Source organism: Gynuella sp., assembly GCF_050297175.1.
GTDB lineage: Bacteria > Pseudomonadota > Gammaproteobacteria > Pseudomonadales > Natronospirillaceae > Gynuella.
This window is the reverse complement of the sequence record NZ_JBNKSF010000035.1, coordinates 1-17,318: the sequence shown is the minus strand read 5'-3', so window position 1 is coordinate 17,318 and position 17,318 is coordinate 1. Positions and strand designations below refer to the sequence as shown.

General features: G+C 48.5%; 16 protein-coding genes. 10 read left to right on the top strand and 6 right to left on the bottom strand.

The features are described from left to right. Positions 1–2 precede the first annotated feature (2 nt). Positions 3–1,328 (top strand): histidinol dehydrogenase, encoded by a 1,326-nt coding sequence (hisD, locus tag ACQY6I_RS13235; protein ID WP_428241966.1) that lies wholly within the window; start codon positions 3–5, stop codon positions 1,326–1,328. After that, positions 1,318–2,421 (top strand): histidinol-phosphate transaminase, encoded by a 1,104-nt coding sequence (hisC, locus tag ACQY6I_RS13230; protein ID WP_428241965.1) that lies wholly within the window; start codon positions 1,318–1,320, stop codon positions 2,419–2,421. The genes hisD and hisC overlap by 11 nt, the downstream gene beginning before the upstream one ends. A gap of 20 nt (positions 2,422–2,441) precedes the next feature. Here hisC and ACQY6I_RS13225 read toward each other — a convergent pair whose 3' ends face one another. Next, positions 2,442–3,548, bottom strand: a complete 1,107-nt coding sequence (locus ACQY6I_RS13225; protein WP_428241964.1) for a S1C family serine protease — start codon at positions 3,546–3,548, stop codon at positions 2,442–2,444. Between the two features lie 78 nt (positions 3,549–3,626). Between ACQY6I_RS13225 and ACQY6I_RS13220 the strand changes: the two genes are divergently transcribed. Further along, a complete protein-coding gene (locus ACQY6I_RS13220; RefSeq protein ID WP_428241963.1) occupies positions 3,627–4,385 on the top strand; it encodes a Nif3-like dinuclear metal center hexameric protein in 759 nt (252 codons plus the stop codon). A 63-nt stretch (positions 4,386–4,448) separates the two neighbouring features. On the opposite strand, the gene cysN is transcribed toward ACQY6I_RS13220, so the two are convergent. The 3 genes from cysN to ACQY6I_RS13205 form a co-directional block, all read right to left on the bottom strand. Further along, positions 4,449–6,047, bottom strand: coding sequence for a sulfate adenylyltransferase subunit CysN (cysN, locus tag ACQY6I_RS13215; protein ID WP_428241962.1), 1,599 nt, complete (start codon positions 6,045–6,047; stop codon positions 4,449–4,451). 1 nt (position 6,048) lies between these two features. Further along, a complete protein-coding gene (gene cysD, locus ACQY6I_RS13210) occupies positions 6,049–6,957 on the bottom strand; it encodes a sulfate adenylyltransferase subunit CysD (RefSeq protein WP_428241961.1) in 909 nt (302 codons plus the stop codon). Positions 6,958–7,086: 129 nt separating this feature from the next. After that, the gene (locus tag ACQY6I_RS13205; protein WP_428241960.1) at positions 7,087–7,530 is read right to left on the bottom strand and encodes a YhcB family protein; all 444 of its coding nucleotides are present in this window, start codon (positions 7,528–7,530) and stop codon (positions 7,087–7,089) included. A 138-nt stretch (positions 7,531–7,668) separates the two neighbouring features. Here ACQY6I_RS13205 and zapE point away from each other — a divergent pair, with 138 nt between their 5' ends. After that, positions 7,669–8,757, top strand: a complete 1,089-nt coding sequence (gene zapE / locus ACQY6I_RS13200; protein WP_428241959.1) for a cell division protein ZapE — start codon at positions 7,669–7,671, stop codon at positions 8,755–8,757. Between the two features lie 27 nt (positions 8,758–8,784). On the opposite strand, the gene ACQY6I_RS13195 is transcribed toward zapE, so the two are convergent. Then, entirely contained in the window at positions 8,785–9,684 is a 900-nt protein-coding gene (locus tag ACQY6I_RS13195) for a proline iminopeptidase-family hydrolase (RefSeq protein ID WP_428241958.1), read from the bottom strand. Positions 9,685–9,778: 94 nt separating this feature from the next. Continuing rightward, complete coding sequence (locus tag ACQY6I_RS13190; protein WP_428241957.1) at positions 9,779–10,507, bottom strand: helix-turn-helix transcriptional regulator; 729 nt, start codon at positions 10,505–10,507, stop codon at positions 9,779–9,781. 291 nt (positions 10,508–10,798) lie between these two features. Between ACQY6I_RS13190 and ACQY6I_RS13185 the strand changes: the two genes are divergently transcribed. The 6 genes from ACQY6I_RS13185 to ACQY6I_RS13160 are packed head-to-tail and all read left to right on the top strand — an operon-like array spanning position 10,799 to position 17,057. Continuing rightward, positions 10,799–11,707, top strand: coding sequence for a proline iminopeptidase-family hydrolase (locus tag ACQY6I_RS13185; RefSeq protein ID WP_428241956.1), 909 nt, complete (start codon positions 10,799–10,801; stop codon positions 11,705–11,707). Positions 11,708–11,745: 38 nt separating this feature from the next. Next, the gene (locus ACQY6I_RS13180; protein WP_428241955.1) at positions 11,746–12,684 is read left to right on the top strand and encodes an ABC transporter permease; all 939 of its coding nucleotides are present in this window, start codon (positions 11,746–11,748) and stop codon (positions 12,682–12,684) included. Beyond that, a complete protein-coding gene (locus ACQY6I_RS13175; protein ID WP_428241954.1) occupies positions 12,681–13,562 on the top strand; it encodes an ABC transporter permease in 882 nt (293 codons plus the stop codon). The genes ACQY6I_RS13180 and ACQY6I_RS13175 overlap by 4 nt, the downstream gene beginning before the upstream one ends. A 1-nt stretch (position 13,563) precedes the next feature. Continuing rightward, positions 13,564–14,556, top strand: coding sequence for an ABC transporter ATP-binding protein (locus ACQY6I_RS13170; RefSeq protein ID WP_428241953.1), 993 nt, complete (start codon positions 13,564–13,566; stop codon positions 14,554–14,556). Beyond that, on the top strand, positions 14,546–15,523 hold the full coding sequence (locus tag ACQY6I_RS13165) for an ABC transporter ATP-binding protein (RefSeq protein WP_428241952.1): 978 nt from the start codon (positions 14,546–14,548) through the stop codon (positions 15,521–15,523). Before ACQY6I_RS13170 ends, ACQY6I_RS13165 begins: the two co-directional genes overlap by 11 nt. Positions 15,524–15,548: 25 nt before the next feature. Further along, positions 15,549–17,057 carry an ABC transporter substrate-binding protein gene (locus ACQY6I_RS13160; RefSeq protein ID WP_428241951.1) on the top strand — a complete coding sequence of 503 codons (1,509 nt, stop codon included), beginning with the start codon at positions 15,549–15,551 and terminating at the stop codon, positions 17,055–17,057. Positions 17,058–17,318: the final 261 nt, after the last annotated feature.

Sequence of the window (17,318 nt, the reverse complement as noted above, 5' to 3'; positions counted from 1 at the left end):
TGATGAGTAATAACCGTGACCTTAACATTCGCCGACTCAACAGGTCTCAGGCAGATTTTGATCATCACCTCAATCATTTGTTAGCCTGGGAAAGTGTATCTGATCCAGGTGTGCAGGCGACGGTTGCGGAGATCATACAGCGTGTTCGAATCGAGGGAGACGCTGCTCTGGTCGAATATACCAATCGTTTCGATCGGATGTCCGTATCTGATGCCGCAGTACTGGTCATTCGGGAGGATGAGTTACACCAGGCACTGGAGTCCATTCCCACTGATCAGAAAGAAGCTCTGGAGCTGGCGGCTGTCCGGGTAAGGCGTTTTCACGAACGACAGAAACAAAGCTCCTGGCGGTTCGAGGAAGAGGATGGAACAGTACTTGGACAACAGGTTACAGCACTTGATCGGGTCGGTGTATATGTTCCGGGCGGTCTGGCCGCTTATCCTTCTTCGGTTTTGATGAATGTGATCCCGGCGTCAGTGGCTGGAGTTGAAAAAATTATCATGGTGTCGCCTACGCCGGGAGGTGAGAAGAATCCTCTGGTGTTGGCAGCCGCTGCAATTGCTGGAGTTGATCAGGTCATCTGTATTGGTGGTGCGCAGGCGGTAGCCGCATTGGCGTACGGGACCGAGACAGTACCGGCCGTCGATAAGATTGTCGGTCCCGGTAATACCTGGGTGGCGACGGCCAAAAGTCAGGTATTTGGCAAAGTTGGTATCGATATGATTGCGGGTCCGTCTGAAATCCTGGTGATTTGTGATGGCAAGACCGACCCGGAATGGATTGCGATGGATTTGTTTTCGCAAGCTGAACACGATCGGATTGCGCAATCCATTCTGATTTCACCGAGTGCGGATTTTTTAGATCAGGTTGAAGCCGCTGCCAATCGTCTGCTGGATGAATTGCCTCGCTCAGACATCGTCCGGGCTTCAATAGAAGGGCGTGGTGCGTTTATTCATGTCAACAGTCTTGAAGAGGCTGCTGAGCTTAGCAATCGCATTGCCCCTGAACACCTTGAGTTGTCCGTTGAAGACCCCGAAGCTTTGTTAAAGCATATTCGTCACGCAGGTGCAGTGTTTATGGGTCGTTATTCTGCCGAAGCATTAGGGGATTATTGTGCCGGTCCGAATCATGTTCTGCCGACGTCGGGTACGGCGAGATTTTTTTCGCCTCTGGGGGTATACGATTTTCAGAAAAAATCCTCCATTATTTATTTCAGTGCTGAAGGTGCCCGTGAACAGGGTAAAGTGGCTGCGAAACTGGCCTATGGAGAAGGGTTGCAGGCGCATGCTTTGAGCGCATCTTATCGAGTGGGACACAATGCCAAATAATCAGGAATCTATTTCAAATCGGGTCGACACATTGGTCAGGCCCGAAATCAGGGGACTGAGTGCTTATAAAGTCCAGGACGCAGAAAATCTGATCAAGTTGGATGCTATGGAGAATCCCTATCACTGGCCGCAAGGTATGGTTGAGGAATGGCTGACCATCCTGCAAAACGTAGAATTGAATCGCTATCCATCGCCAGAAGCGGAAGAGCTTAAGCAGCAGTTACGCCGGGTTATGGGTGTTCAGGACCATTATCAACTGGTATTAGGCAATGGATCAGATGAACTGATCCAGATAATTGCGATGGCTGTTGCAGGAACGAAGCGCGGTATCCTGGCAGTGGAGCCCAGTTTTGTGATGTATCAGTTGATTGCACAGGTGCTGGGCATTCCTTATGTCGGTGTTGATTTGACTGAGAATTTTGAGCTCGATCTTGAAGCGTTGTTAAACAAAATTGAGATTGAAAACCCAGCCGTCGTGTTTTTGGCACAGCCAAACAATCCTACCGGAAACTTATTTGGAGAGGAAAAGGTTCGTCGGATTATTGAAAACTGTTCTGGGCTGGTTGTATTGGACGAAGCGTACCTGGCGTTTACCGAGAGTGACCTCCTTCATTTGCTCGATGATTACGATAATCTGGTGATTATGCGGACGCTTTCAAAAGTAGGGTTGGCAGGTTTGCGTTTGGGCATTTTGATCGCTCAGAAGGAATGGGCAGAACAGTTCAACAAGGTCAGGCTGCCTTACAATATCAGTGTGCTGAGTCAGGTAAGTGCCGTGTTTGCTCTACAACATTATGATGTTCTGAGCCAGCAGACCGATCTGCTGCGTCAACACCGGTCTCATCTGTTTCAAGCGCTGACTCAGTTCGAACAGCTGAAAGTATGGCCCAGTGAAGCCAATTTTCTGCTGGTAAGAGTTAAACAGCAATCCGCTGCGGCATTACATTCACAGCTGAAAGAACATGGCATTCTGGTTAAGCTGTTGGATGGAGTTCATCCGTTGCTGGAGAATTGCCTGAGAATAAACGTGTCCTCTGAGCCAGAGAATACGGCATTGTTGTCTGCGTTGAGCAAGCTGTTGCCTGCAAAGTAGAGAGCTTCAGCGCCGGCCTGCTATTGAGTGGGCCGGGAGCCTAAAATAATCTCAGTATCGTGGTGTTGACCCATCCTGTAAAACCCGACGTTCAGTGTTTCTCCCGGTTTACGGTCAATAACTTCCATTCGTGCCTGTCTGGCACTGAGTAATGGCTTCTGGTCAAAACTGATGAGAATATCGCCAGCTTTCAGGCCGGCCAGTTGCGCCGGGCCTCGTTCATCAATACTGGATATTTGAAGGCCAAAATGTTCCGGTATATGTTGATCCATGAGCGCCTGCACCGGCACTTCATGCATTTCCGCACCCAGATATCCCCTAATGACTCGGCCGTGTTGTGCCAGAGACATGGTTACTTCCAGTACCTGTTCCAGTGGTATCGCAAATCCAATTCCAACAAAATTGCCATTTACTCTGAAAATTGACGTGCTGATCCCCACCAGTTCTCCTCGTGTATTAACCAGCGCTCCACCGGAGTTCCCGGGGTTGATTGCCGCATCTGTCTGGATGAAATTGGCCAACAGACCGGCTTCGACATTGTGACGGCCAGTGGCACTGACTACTCCCATGGAAGCCGTTTGACCGATGCCAAATGGGTTGCCGATGGCAAAGACAACATCACCGATGTTCAGTATGGATTTGGAAAAGCTGATGGGCTGTAAATGATCAAGATTGATTTTCAATAATGCCAGGTCAGTCAGAGGATCTGTACCGATGACATTGGCTTGAGCGACTTTGCCAGTGGAAGTGGCCACTAGAATATTACTTGCACCGGCAATCACATGGTAATTCGTAACGATTTGGCCATCCTGAGTGATGATGACGCCAGATCCGAGACTGGATTGCAGGCGTTCCATTTCCGGCTGGGTCTGATCGTTAAAAAACTGCTTCAGATATGGGTCACTCAGCCATTCTGACGGTTTGACTTCCTGTGGATGTACGGGTTTGCTTGAATAGATATTGACGACCGATGGGCTGGCTCTGGAGATAGTGCTGGCATAGCTGGCAGGTGCTGGGTTACTGACCAGTTGCGCAGCACTGTTATCGCTCATTAGCCATAAGATTGCCATGCCACTGACCAAACCAATGAGTGTTGGAAAGACAAACGGCTTTAGGAAATTTTTCATCTCAATGGTTTACCTTAAACAGTTGGGCAGGTAGTTTTGTGGCAGTAATGTGATGCACGAACGGAGTAAACTCAAGACATGTCAGTGCAAAGAACTGATTTACAGCGTTATCTGGATAAATTGTTAAATGTGGCGGACATTCGTGACTATTGTCCCAATGGCTTACAGGTTGAAGGTCGTAATGTCATTCAAAAAATAGTAACAGGTGTAACAGCCAGCCAAAAGCTGATCGATCGTGCCATTGAATTGCAGGCTGATGCGATTATCGTTCACCATGGTTATTTTTGGAAAAGTGAAAGTGCGCCAATTGTGGGAATGAAGCGTAAGCGTATTCAAGCGCTTATGACCCACGAGATCAACTTGTTCGCTTATCATTTGCCTTTGGATGTGCATCCTCAATTTGGGAATAACATTCAGCTGGCTCAGCTGATGGGTGTGAATGCTGTTGCCAGCCTTGGTGATCTTTGTAGCAATGCGATTGGTTTGGTAACCGAGTTTGAACGACCACGACCCGGGGCAGAGGTTCGTCAATGGCTGGAGGATCTGCTCAGTTTTCCGGTGATTCATGTGGAGCAGTCAAAACCTATTAAGACTCTGGCTTTATGTACTGGTGCAGCACAAGGTTTTATAGATGAAGTTGCCGCTCTTGGTGTGGATGCTTATTTGTCTGGAGAAATATCAGAACCAACGGTACATGCTGCTGAAGAGCAGGGGATACACTATTTTGCTGCTGGCCATCATGCGACTGAGCGATATGGTGTCAAAGCATTGGGAGAGCATTTGGCGGCACAGTTTGATGTTGCGGTTGAGTTTGTGGATTTGCCAATTCCAGTCTGATTGTTGGCAGATGTTTTCAATCCGGCGAGCTCGTCACCGGATTGAAATGTGATTGCAGAAATATCAGCGAATGTAGCCGTTTTGCTGTAGTGCAATTAGTGCTGCATCAAGGGTCTCGTCAACAATTTCCAAATCAAAACTGTCAGTGTCTGGCGTCAGAATCAACACTCCTGCCTGCAATGCCAGCGTGGCATTCTGTTGATCGATGTTCTCTGCCACGACGGAGAAGTGACCCGTATCAAATAAATGTCGATCCAGCTGATAGGCCAGCTTGGCATTGACGACTTTTATAATTCCGGACTTCTGTCCAAAACGGCGCAGCCGTTCATCCAGCCCGACTGGACTCTGGTTGGTGGATGATGACTTCCCAATGATCATGCCGGCGCCAACAGTTACGTTGGTCAGGCGATCAATCACAATAAATGCGCCCGTGTGGCGGTTTTTACTATAGGGGTCAAAACTGACCGCTTTGCTGAGGACAACATCACAGGTGCCGATTTCGTTGAGTTCCAATCGCTGGGCTGGTTGTTGGTCAAGCGTATTGACATCGGTCTTGTATTGAACGCTTTGAATGACCCCGGATGTATAGCTGGTTCCCAGCTTAATATCATATTGTTTACCTGGTTCCATTGGTGATTCGGTCATCCAGACCAGATTCGCTGAGAAACCATGACCACTGAGAGGCTGATGCTCTTTCTTGACCAGCAGGTCACCCCTGGAAATATCAATTTCATCGTTCAGTGTCAGTGTGACGGCCTGGCCGATAAATGCGCTTTCCAGTTCTCCGTCGTAAGTGACAATGGATTTCACTGTGCTGCTTTTGCCCGAAGGCAGTGCGATGACCTGATCGCCAACATTGACAATACCTGATGAAATTGTACCGCTGAATCCGCGGAAGTTCAGATTTGGACGGTTAACCCACTGAACCGGCATGCGGAAATCCTGAAGGTTTTTATCAGCCGAAATCTGCACGTTTTCCATCAGTTCCATCAACGTTTCGCCCTGATACCAGGACATATGTTCGCTGCGGTTGACAACATTATCGCCTTCCAGGGCGGATATAGGAACGAAGCGAATATCCTTGAGGTTCAGTTGTTTGGAAAACTCCAGGTACTGTTGTTTGATTTCTTCGAAGCGGGTTTCGCTGTACTCTGCCAAATCCATTTTATTGATGGCTACAACAATGTGTTGAATACCCAATAACGAAGCAATAAAACTGTGACGTCGGGTTTGCGTCAGAACCCCATGACGGGCATCAATCAGAATGATTGCCAGATCACAGGTTGAAGCACCGGTCGCCATGTTGCGAGTGTATTGTTCATGTCCGGGGGTGTCGGCGATAATGAACTTGCGTTTTGAGGTGGAGAAATACCGGTAAGCTACATCAATGGTGATTCCCTGCTCACGTTCGGCCTGGAGTCCATCAACCAGTAATGCCAAATCCGGTTTGTCACCGGTTGTTCCTACCTTTTTAGAATCATTTGTGACTGCCGCCAGCTGATCTTCATAAATCATCTTGGAGTCATGTAATAGCCGGCCAATAAGGGTGCTTTTGCCATCGTCAACGCTACCACAGGTCAGCAGTCTTAACAGTTCTTTGTTTTCGTGCTGCTTCAGATATTCCAGGATGTCACTGGCGATGAGTTCAGACTGATGAGACATCTTAAAAATACCCCTCTTGTTTTTTCTTTTCCATTGAGCCGGCACTGTCGTGATCAATCACCCGACCCTGTCTTTCTGATGTGGTGGTTAACAACATTTCCTGAATAATTTCCGGTAATGTGGTGGCATCAGATTCCACTGCACCCGTCAATGGATAGCATCCCAGGGTTCTGAAACGTACCATTTTTTCTTCGACCGCTTCACCTGGCTTAAGTGTCATACGCTCATCATTGACATTGATATAAGTACCATCGCGTTTGACAACCGGGCGTTTGGCAGCAAAGTACAGTGGCACAATCGGAATGCTCTCGAGATAGATGTATTGCCAGATATCCAGTTCGGTCCAGTTGCTTAACGGAAATACCCGGATGCTTTCACCTTTGTTGACTTTACCGTTATACAGATTCCAGAGTTCCGGGCGCTGGTTTTTGGGGTCCCAACGGTGGTTGTTGTCACGAAACGAATAGACGCGTTCTTTGGCCCGGGATTTCTCTTCATCACGACGGGCACCGCCGAATGCAGCATCGAAGCCGTATTGTGTCAGCGCTTTTTTGAGTGCCTGGGTTTTCATGATGTCCGTATGTTTGGCGCTACCATGGACAAACGGACTGATGTCCATATCCAGGCCTTCTTGATTCTTGTAGACGATCAGATCCAGGCCGAGCTTTTGGGTATGGCTGTCCCGAAACTCGATCATCTCTTTGAATTTCCAGTTGGTATCCACGTGCATCAATGGAAAGGGTGGCTTGCTGGGGAAAAAAGCTTTCATGGCCAGATGCAGCATAACTGCTGAATCTTTTCCGATTGAGTAAAGCATCACCGGATTGTCGAATTCTGCTGCGACTTCCCTGATGATGTGAATGCTCTCAGCTTCAAGCTGTTTAAGATGAGTTAGATTATAGGCGTTCATATATCCAGACCGATTGATAGTAAGTTGCCACCCGAAATGTTCAGGTTGGCAACTATATCAATGTGTAGAAATTATAATAAGGAGGGATTTAAGACGATTTTGAAATAACAATATACATTTGTTGTTTGTTCAGGACCGTACCTGCGATGAATCCTGAGTGGTTTCAGCTTCTTCCGTCTCAGGATTGAGGCCAAACCCTTCCGATAGTGTTCCTTTTTGATCAGCTTTTTTGGGAGCCCAGTCTTTTGGAACTTCGAGATTGTCGTCTGCATCCGGGTTCAACTGAGTCATTTGTTCAGACTCAAGGCGATATTCCGAGCTGACCAGCAATTCGGCACCCTGCATCAGATGAGACTGTATTTCACTGTAATTCTTGTTCATGGTTTCAATGAGATCTGCCGTGCGGGTGAAATGCTCATTGACGCTGCTCTGGTAGCCCTGGTGCTCGGCCTGAAGTTCCTCAAGCTTTTTTCGTAGTGCTTGAGCATCATTATCGCCACTGGTGACCTTTAACAGAATAAAGCCAACCACGATGCCCGCAACAAACGCGCCCAGAATAATAAGTAAATCCATATTGAATCCTTGTGATTACGTTCTTCGTTACAATTTATAGCAAGTATATGCCATGCTCGGCAGGTTGCTAATATTAATTGGCTTAAATGAAAATGTGTTCAGTTTTGCCGTAATTTTAATTTTTACCAAGAAGTGCTTATGCCATTGATTCGTCGTTATCGTGAGGAGCTTAATCTTCGCGGCTACCAGGAAGATCCTTATCAACTTGAAGCATTGTCCATGCTGGACACTCTGGGGATACAGCTGCAGCAGTTTCAGCAAAGTAATGCCAATCCTTTCAAACGTTTATTCAAACGCCCCGATTTGCCACAGTCAGTATATTTCTGGGGCGGTGTCGGGCGCGGAAAAACTTTTCTGATGGATCTGTTTTTTGAAACACTGGATGTTAATGGAAAGCAACGTATGCATTTTCATCGCTTCATGCAGATGATTCATCAGCGTCTGGCGGAGTTGAAGCATGAAAAAAATCCGATTGATCAGATCATCGGCCGGTTTGCCGAAGAGGTTCAGATTTTGTGTCTGGATGAGTTTTTCGTATCGGATATCGGTGACGCCATGATTCTGGCTAATGTATTGAACGCCTGTTATGAGAATCGGATTGTCATTGTGACAACGTCAAACATATACCCTGAGGGCTTATACGCAAACGGTCTTCAGCGTGATCGTTTTGTGCCGGCCATAAAAGGAATTCTTGAGCATTTTCAGGTGTACAACCTGGATGCAGGTACGGATTATCGATTACGGGCGCTGACGCAGGCCACTTTATATTTTTCACCGCTGGAGAATACTGGGGAACATCTGGCCAAATTGTTTGATACGTTGATTTCCGATGCGCATTTGGTTCAGGAGCAGGAAGTGGTGGAAATCCTGGGGCGGCCAATTCAGTCGGTACGGGTTTGTAATGGCGTGTTATGGATCGATTTTTCGGAGTTATGCGAAGGTCCGCGCAGTCAAAATGACTATATCGAACTGGGTAAGCTGTTTCATACCGTTATGTTGGATCATGTGCATCTGATGACCACGAGCACCGAGGATACCGCGAGACGTTTCATCAATCTGGTCGATGAATTTTATGATCGCGGTGTGAAGCTTATTATCCGGGCTCAGATCTCAATGGAAGCGCTTTATCAGGGTAAGCGGCTGGCGTTTGAATTTCAGCGTACGTTGAGCCGGTTGATTGAAATGCAAAGTGAGGAATATCTCGCGCTGCCACACCGGCTGGATTAATGCAGGCCGGTGTGTTGCCCGGTGAACCTACAGACCTTTTTTTTCCAAAAAACGTTCTATCCGGGTCATACAGTCGCTCCGTTCCTCGACATGAGGCATATGGCTGGAGTTGGGGAAAATTTCCCACTCGGCTCCGGCAATCCGCTCAGCGTAGGGCTTTACACATTCAGGTTTGGCTTCATCGTAGTATCCGGAAATAACCAGTGTTGGTACATTGATGTGCTCCAGCCGGTCGATGATTGTCCAGTCTTTCATTGGCCCAATAACATGAAATTCTGTCGGGCCATTCATGGTGTGGTATACCGTTGGATCATCATCAATGGCGGCAAATGTCCGCTTAACTTCGTCAGGCCAGGGCTGCAGACGGCAAACGTGCCGCTGGTAAAACACATCAGATGCTGCCTTGTACTCTGGAGAATCAATGGTTCCTGCCTGTTCGTGGGCCAGCAATGTATTCTGGACATCCTGTGGCAGCTCTGATCTCAGTTCAAAGGCTGCTTTTAGCCACAGTTCCATAGAAGCTGGGGAGTTGGCGATCACCAGTCCTTTGAGACCTGTTGGCCTTCTCACGGCATGCTCGGCACTGAGTATTCCACCCCAGGATTGGCCCAGCAGCATGTAGCGATGCTGAATACCAAGATGGTTTAACAGGTTATCCAGTTCTTCCAGAAACAGGTCGATGGTCCAGAACTCCTCTCCTTTTTCGGGTAGATGGGTTGATAGGCCGTTGCCAAGTTGATCATAGTGAATGACCGGCCGACCGTTTGCCGCCAGATCCTGAAAAGCATCAATATAATCATGGGTACACCCCGGCCCGCCGTGTACCACGACCAACGGGGTCAGAGGTGAATGCTCAGGATGACCAATCATTCTGTACCAGGTTTGATACTCTCTGAATGGAACTTTGCCTTGTTGACTATCGACCATGGAAATCTCCGCAAACTTAGAAACATCCATGCAGCGTAGCGGAAGTGGTGATCAGAATGACCTAGTAAAATTAATAGAAATGCAACTCGCAAAGTCAGTCAATCAAACGGTAGTGCATGGCCCGAACAACGGCCTGTACACGGTTGGAAGCTCCTAGTTTCTGGATTGCCGAGTTCAAGTGCATATTAACGGTGGGAATTGAGCGATGAATGTGGCGGGCGATTTCTTTGGCAGTCAGCCCCTCGGCGGAGTAGGCAAGGCATTCTTTCTCTCGCTTGCTCAGTTCAATAAAACGACAGCTGCGGACATCAGAGCCGAATTTGGGATAAATGTTTTCGTGAAACTGGTGTGCCATTAATGCGAAACGGGCCATGACTTCATTCAGGTCCTGTAGTCGGTCATGGCCGCTGACCATTCCTGTGAGGCTAGCAAAACCGCCATCCGGCTGATGAATGGGAACAGTGAGTCCACAGGCAATATTGTTGTCGTTCATGTATTCCTGAACGCGGGGATCAATTTGGAACATTTCCGGTAGATTTGTTTGTTCTGGATGCCTGTAAGACCAGACAAATGGTACGGAGGTCTTCAAAGCATGATGTTGAACCGGATCTATCTGATAGTAGCCAGCCTTACACCAGAGATCCTGCATATCGTTGGGAACATCATCCATGTACAGCAGGGAAGGGGTGATCAAATCACCGTCGAGAGACCTTGGCACGGGTGTGTAATCATATATCAATGCTTCAAAACCCAAGCTGAGACCTTGTTGGGACATACAGTGAAAGTCTTCATTTAAAGCGTCAGGCAGATGGAATTGTGTCATATCGATCGTCCGGCCGTTACATCATGGCTGAAAGGGTGATAACTCAGAGTTCAGCAAATACTGAGCCACCCGCTGAAAAGTGTGGTTTTTCCCAGTCCTCATGCGTTTTCATGCATATAGAATTGGAGACCTGAGAGTGATTGCACCAAATTAAAATGGACCCGGTCGAGGCGCACTAAAAAGAGACTTCTCTATCAAGGGCAGTGCTTAAAACCTATAAAATTTACTACTTACAGAGTTTGACCTGCCTTTGTATCGTTTCCTCATCAAATACGGTTTGGATGTGAAACGATGATCTCAGAAGAATTGGCACCAGATATCCAGCATCGGATTTCCGTAGATGGCTATACGGTAGTGGCCTACGAATTCATACCCGCACAAGGCATTGGGGCTGAAACTATATTGTGTCTGAATGGGGGACCGGGGTTGCCTTGCGATTATCTGCGTGAAGCGCACTCCAGTTTGAAGGACGAAGGATTTCGGGTCATTGCATTTGATCAACTGGGTACGGGGGCTTCTGACCGACCCGTTAACCCTTCGTTGTGGACTATCGAACGTTATGTGACCGAAGTGCTGACAGTGATGGATGCGTTGGCGTGCACCCAGGTGCATTTGCTCGGACATTCCTGGGGTGGCTGGTTGGCAATCGAGTTTGCACTGGCCTATCCGCAACGGCTGAAAACATTGATTCTGGAGGACACGGTGGCGGACATTCCACATTTGTCCCGTGAACTGGACCGTCTGCGTCAGGCTTTGGGTTCTGAGACGGTTGCGATGATGAATCGCTTTGAAGCCATGGACCAACTCGATCATCCAGCTTATCAGGCGGCCATCACGTTGTTGAATTATCGTCACGTCTGTCGGCTGGATGATTGGCCAGCACCCCTTCAGCGTTCAATTGATGACTGGAATATGGGGCCTTACCAGACCATGCAGGGACCACATGAGTTTCTCTACAACGGTAATTTGCGAGACTGGTGCAGAGTGGAAGAACTTAAGCGTCTGACCTTACCCGCGCTGATTACCACTGGGCAATACGATGAATTGACACCTGCCTGTGCCATCAGGATGCGGGAAGGATTACCCCACGCAGAACTGCATGTTTTTCCTAATAGCAGTCATATGCCTTTTTACGAAGAACCGGAAGCTTACTATCCGGTGCTGACTAATTTCCTGAAGCGCTATTCTGGCACGCTCTGAACTGAGGCGTTGTTATTGCAAAATAGAGACGAGAGCTGATGTCCCGATATCGATTTTTAATTATGCGCCCGATACAAATGATCCCTGTATTGTTTGGTATCAGCATCATCACTTTTATGCTGATAAGGGCGATTCCCGGCGACCCGGCCAGAGTGTTGTTGGGTACCCGAAGTACTCCAGAGGCAATTGCCCGAATTCATGCTGAATATGGACTCGATCGGCCACTGGTTGTCCAGTATGTGTTGTTCCTGAAACACTTGGTTGCAGGTGAGCTGGGCAAATCGATCATATATAAAACGGAAACCCTCAAAGTCATTCTGTCGCGTTTTGAACCGACCCTGCTTTTTGTCCTCGGCAGCGTCTTCTTGGCGATAGCGATATCTGTGCCTCTTGCGTCGGTAGCGGCCCGTAGGCCAGGTGGTCTGGCCGATCATCTGATCAGGGTGTTTTCCACCATGGGTTTGGGATTACCACCGTTCTGGCTGGGCATCATGTTGATTATTCTGCTGAGTATTACCTGGCATTTGTTCCCGGTGTCCGGCTACGGTGCGACCTATGGTGATCGTTTTTATCATCTGTTTATTCCCTGTTTGACGGCTGCATTATCCCTGTCTGCGGTACTGATTCGCAGTCTGCGGGCGGCGATAATGCGTGAATTGCAGTCTGGTTATGTGACGGCTGCCAGTGCCCGTGGTCAATCTGAGAGGCGTATTTTCTGGCGTCACGTACTACCAAACTCCATTGTTCCGGTGATCAATTTACTGGCGGTCAATATCAGTTGGCTGATTGGTGGTTCCGTGGTGATTGAATCAGTTTTTGGTGTTCCGGGTTTGGGACAGCTGCTGATCAAAGCTATTTTCAGCCGGGATTATATGGTGGTACAGGGGGTGGTGCTGTTTTTTGCGCTCGCCACTGTCGTGGTGAATTTGCTGGCTGATTTGTTGTCTGTGTTTATCGATCCGAGGATAAAGTTATGACCCGAACGATGACACTGCACCCCGGAAAATGGCATCCCCGATATTTATTCAATCGATTATCCCAGGGACTGAGGGGACAAACCACATTGAAGATCGGTCTGGCGCTTGTCTTGACATGGTTGCTGATCGCATTGCTGGCACCCTGGATTTCCCCATATGACCCCATGTATCAGGACCTGGGTGCCCGACTTGCGCCGGCCAGTTTCTCTCACCCGTTGGGCACCGATAACTTTGGCCGGGATATTCTTGCCAGAATCATCTGGGGAGCCCGAATCGATCTACAGATTTGTGTGCTGGGGGTACTGTTCCCTTTCCTTGCTGGAACCATTATCGGAGCCCTGAGTGGCTATGCGGGTGGTTGGTTGGATGCTGTTGTGATGCGAGTGATCGATATCATTCTGGCATTTCCATTTTTGGTGCTGATGCTGGCCATTATCACCATCGTTGGACCTGGGCTGACGGGTTTTTTTATAGCCATGACTCTTGTGGGTTGGGTCTCCTATGCCCGACTGGTGCGTTCTCGTGTGCTGATATTGAAGCAAAGTGATTTTATTCTCGCCGCACAAAGTCTGGGTTTCAGTCGCAGCCGTATTCTGTTGCGTCATCTACTGCCAAATGTCATTACCGATGCCCTGGTGTTCTCCATGTCTGATGCGGTATTGGTGCTGTTGAATGGCGCAGCCATCAGCTATCTGGGATTGGGTGTGCAGCCTCCCTTAGCAGAATGGGGGGTGATGGTTACAGAGGGGCAGGGGTTTATCACGACCGCCTGGTGGATCACTGCTTTTCCAGGACTAGCGATTGTGCTGCTCGCTATGGGCTTCAGTTTTATTGCCGATGGCCTGGGCGAAAAACACGGTACGACCAGAGGAGGGTGAAATGGCGAATATTCTTTTGCAGGTCAACGGTCTCACCATCGCTTCGCCCGAACAGGCCTGCCTGGTGGATGATGTTTCCTTTGTTTTGCATGAAGGTGAGATTCTCGGTCTGGTTGGCGAAAGTGGATCTGGCAAAACCTTAACCTGTCGTTCCTTGATGCAGTTATTACCGAAAGGCGTTCTAGAGGTTCGGGCGGGTGAGGTTCTGTATGCCGGACAGGATGTACTAAACATGACAGAGACTCAGCTGCGGCAATTGAGGGGACGGGGTATCGGTATGATCTTTCAGAACCCCAGTGCGCATTTGAACCCATTGATGACCATTGGGCAGCATATGATAGAAAGCCTGCGTCTGTACGAGCGGCTCTCTGCCAAAGCTGCCAGGGCAAAAGCGGAGGCAATTCTGGCGCAGGTTGGCATTCCGTCTCCACGGCAGCGTTTGAATGCATATGCCCATGAGTTCTCTGGTGGTATGCGACAGCGTGCCATGATTGCAATTTCATTGGCTGCTTCGCCTAAAATTCTGATTGCAGACGAGCCCACGACGGCTTTGGATGTGACCGTACAGGCACAGATTCTCAAGCTTTTGGATCAACTGCGCAGGGAGTATGGGCTGGCCATTATTTTGATCACCCATGACTTAGGTGTCGTTGCCCAGACCTGTGATCGTGTGGCAGTCATGTATGGAGGACGCATCTGTGAGGTTGCCATGGCGGGTGATCTGTTGCGTCATCCCAAACATCCCTATACCCGCGGATTGATTGAGTGTCAGCCTCTAACCGGTGAGTCAGGACTACGAGTACTTAATACCATCCCTGGTCAGCCGCCGACAGCAAAGACGATGGCAATGGGGTGTCGTTTTCATCCTCGCTGTCACAAAGCCACTGACCTTTGCCGAGCCAAACCGCCAGTCCGTGAAGTATTCAACGAGCGGGAAATCAGTTGTTATTTCCCGGACACAGAAAATCCAGGTGAGGTGTGCTATGACAGATGATGTTCTGATCAGTACTAAAAATCTGAGTGTAGCATTCAATGTTTCATCAGGGTGGTTTCGGCAACGGACTTTGAAAGCTGTCAATGACGTCAGCCTGACAATCAAACAGGGAACCATTGTTGGACTGGTTGGTGAATCTGGCAGTGGTAAAAGTACATTGGGAAGAGCTTTGTTATGTCTTGAACCCATTCGTGCAGGACATGTCGATTTCGACGGTCTGGATCTCGAACAGGCAACCCAGGCAGATATTCGCCACTTGCGACAGCAGACTGCGTTGATTTTTCAGGATCCGTTCTCTGCTCTCAACCCAAGAATGACGATTGGTGACGCGATTGCCGAAGTGCTAACAGTACATCGAAAACGGCCCAGGGAGCATATTCCAGATCGGATTATTGAGCTATTACAACTGACTGGACTTAGTGCAGAGCACACACAACGCTATCCGCATCAACTCAGTGGCGGACAATGCCAGCGCGCCGTTATCGCCAGAGCGTTGGCACTGGAACCCAGACTGGTTGTGGCGGATGAATGCGTTGCGGCTTTGGACGTATCGATTCAGGCCCAGATCATTAACCTGCTGCTGGAGCTGAATCGAAAGATGGGGCTCACTATCTTGTTCATTGCGCATGACCTGTCGATTGTGCGCCATCTCTGTGATCGGGTAGCTGTGATGTATCTCGGTCGGATTGTCGAAGAGGGCACCGTCGAATCCGTATTTTCTTCGCCACGACATCCTTATACCGAAGCACTGCTACAGGCTGTGCCGGATATCAACCCGGATAACCCGCTACCGGATAATCCCTTGAATGGTGAACCGCCGAGTCCGCTGGAATTACCTCCCGGTTGTGCGTTTCATGCCAGATGCTCCTACGCCGGGGAGATTTGCTGTCATGGTGAGGCCCCGGAGCTGTGCCAGGAAAACGACCACTCTTTTGCCTGCTTACGTCCTTGGATGCAGGTGTCTTGACGAATGATCAGATGAGGAAAATGATATGCTCAAAAACATAAAGCTCGCATTTCTGACCACAGGAATGGCTCTGTCTCTGGTAGGCAGCCTGGCCCATGCGGAAGTGTTGACTATTGGTCGAAGTGAAGACAGTACAACCTTTGATCCCATTAATTCGACTCAAAATGCCGATAACTGGGTATTCTCCAATATTTTTGATCCACTGATTCGTATCGATAAAACCGGAACCAAGCTGATTCCGGGATTGGCGGAAAGCTGGACGATTTCTGATGACGGAAAAACATATGTTCTGAAAATGCGCGATGCCGTGTTCTCAGATGGCACCAAAGTGACTGCAGAAGATGCGGCGTTCAGTCTGCTGCGTATCCGCAATGATGAAAAATCTTTGTGGGCTGATTCCTATCAGGTTATGGACAGTGTCGAAGCCGTGGATGACAAAACCCTCGAAATTCACTTGTCTGCAGCGTCGGTTCCATTTCTTTCGCAATTGGCACTGCCCAATGCATCAATATTGCCAAAACAATATTTTGAACGGGTTGGTGAAGTCGTATTTGCTGAAAAGCCCATTGGCTCCGGAGCTTTCATGCTGACCAAGTGGGACCGCGGCGAGAGTGTTGTTCTGGCCAAAAACCCATACTACTGGGAATCGGGAACGGTTAACCTGGATGGTGTGACCTGGCTGACAATTCCAGACAGTAATACCCGGATGCTGAAGATTCAGGCTGGAGAAATCGACGCTGCGATCAATGTCCCGTTTTCCCGGATCAGTTCGCTGCTGGCCGATCCCGATCTGACGGTTCACCTCGATCCATCTACCAGAGAAGATCATCTGCTCATTAACCATGAGCATGCGCCACTTAATGATGTGCGGGTTCGTCAGGCTTTGGATTATGGCATCAACAAACAATCCATCATTGATATAGTGACCTTTGGCTATGGGACAATTGCCAATTCCTACATCCCCATGGGCGCGCTGTATCACTATGATCAGAATCTGTCTCGTACCTATAATCCGGATAAAGCCAAGGCTCTGTTGAAAGAAGCCGGTGTTCATGATTTAGCGCTGAACTATATTGTGAATGCTGGAGATGAAGTGGACGAGCAGATTGCCATATTGCTACAACAACAGCTGGCTCAGATTGGTGTCAGGGCAAACCTTACCAAAGTCGATCCTAGTCAGAGTTGGGACATGCTGGTAGATGGTGATTACGACATTTCTGTTATGTACTGGACCAATGACATCCTCGATCCCGATCAGAAAACCACATTCGTTCTCGGTAACGATGCCAATATGAATTACATGACCCGCTACAACAATTCCAAGGTAACCAAACTGGTAGAGCAGGGGCGATTGGAAACCGATCCCGCTAAACGGGAGGTTATCTATACGGAGTTGCAGAAAATTGCTAAAGAAGACGTTAACTGGGTTGATCTGTATTACAGCCCTTATCGTAACGTGACCCGGAAAAATATAACGGACTTTTATCAAAACCCTCTGGGACGTTTTTTCCTTGAGGACACAGTGAAAAAGTAACTTTTGTTTATCAGAAACAGGGCTCTTGCGATAAAAGAGCCCTGCTTAAATCGTCGTCGGCAGAAAAAAATTAAAAAAATGATTTTCGACGGTTGACGGCAAAAAAAAACTCTATAGAATGCGCGCTCCTTGTTACCGAGACGTCAAATAAAGACGGCTTGAAGATAAGTTGAGATTCGAAGGTAAGTGATTGAATTTCAACAAAAAAATCTTCAAAAAAAGGTTGACAGGGAGGTGCGAAAGAGTAGAATGCGCGCCTCG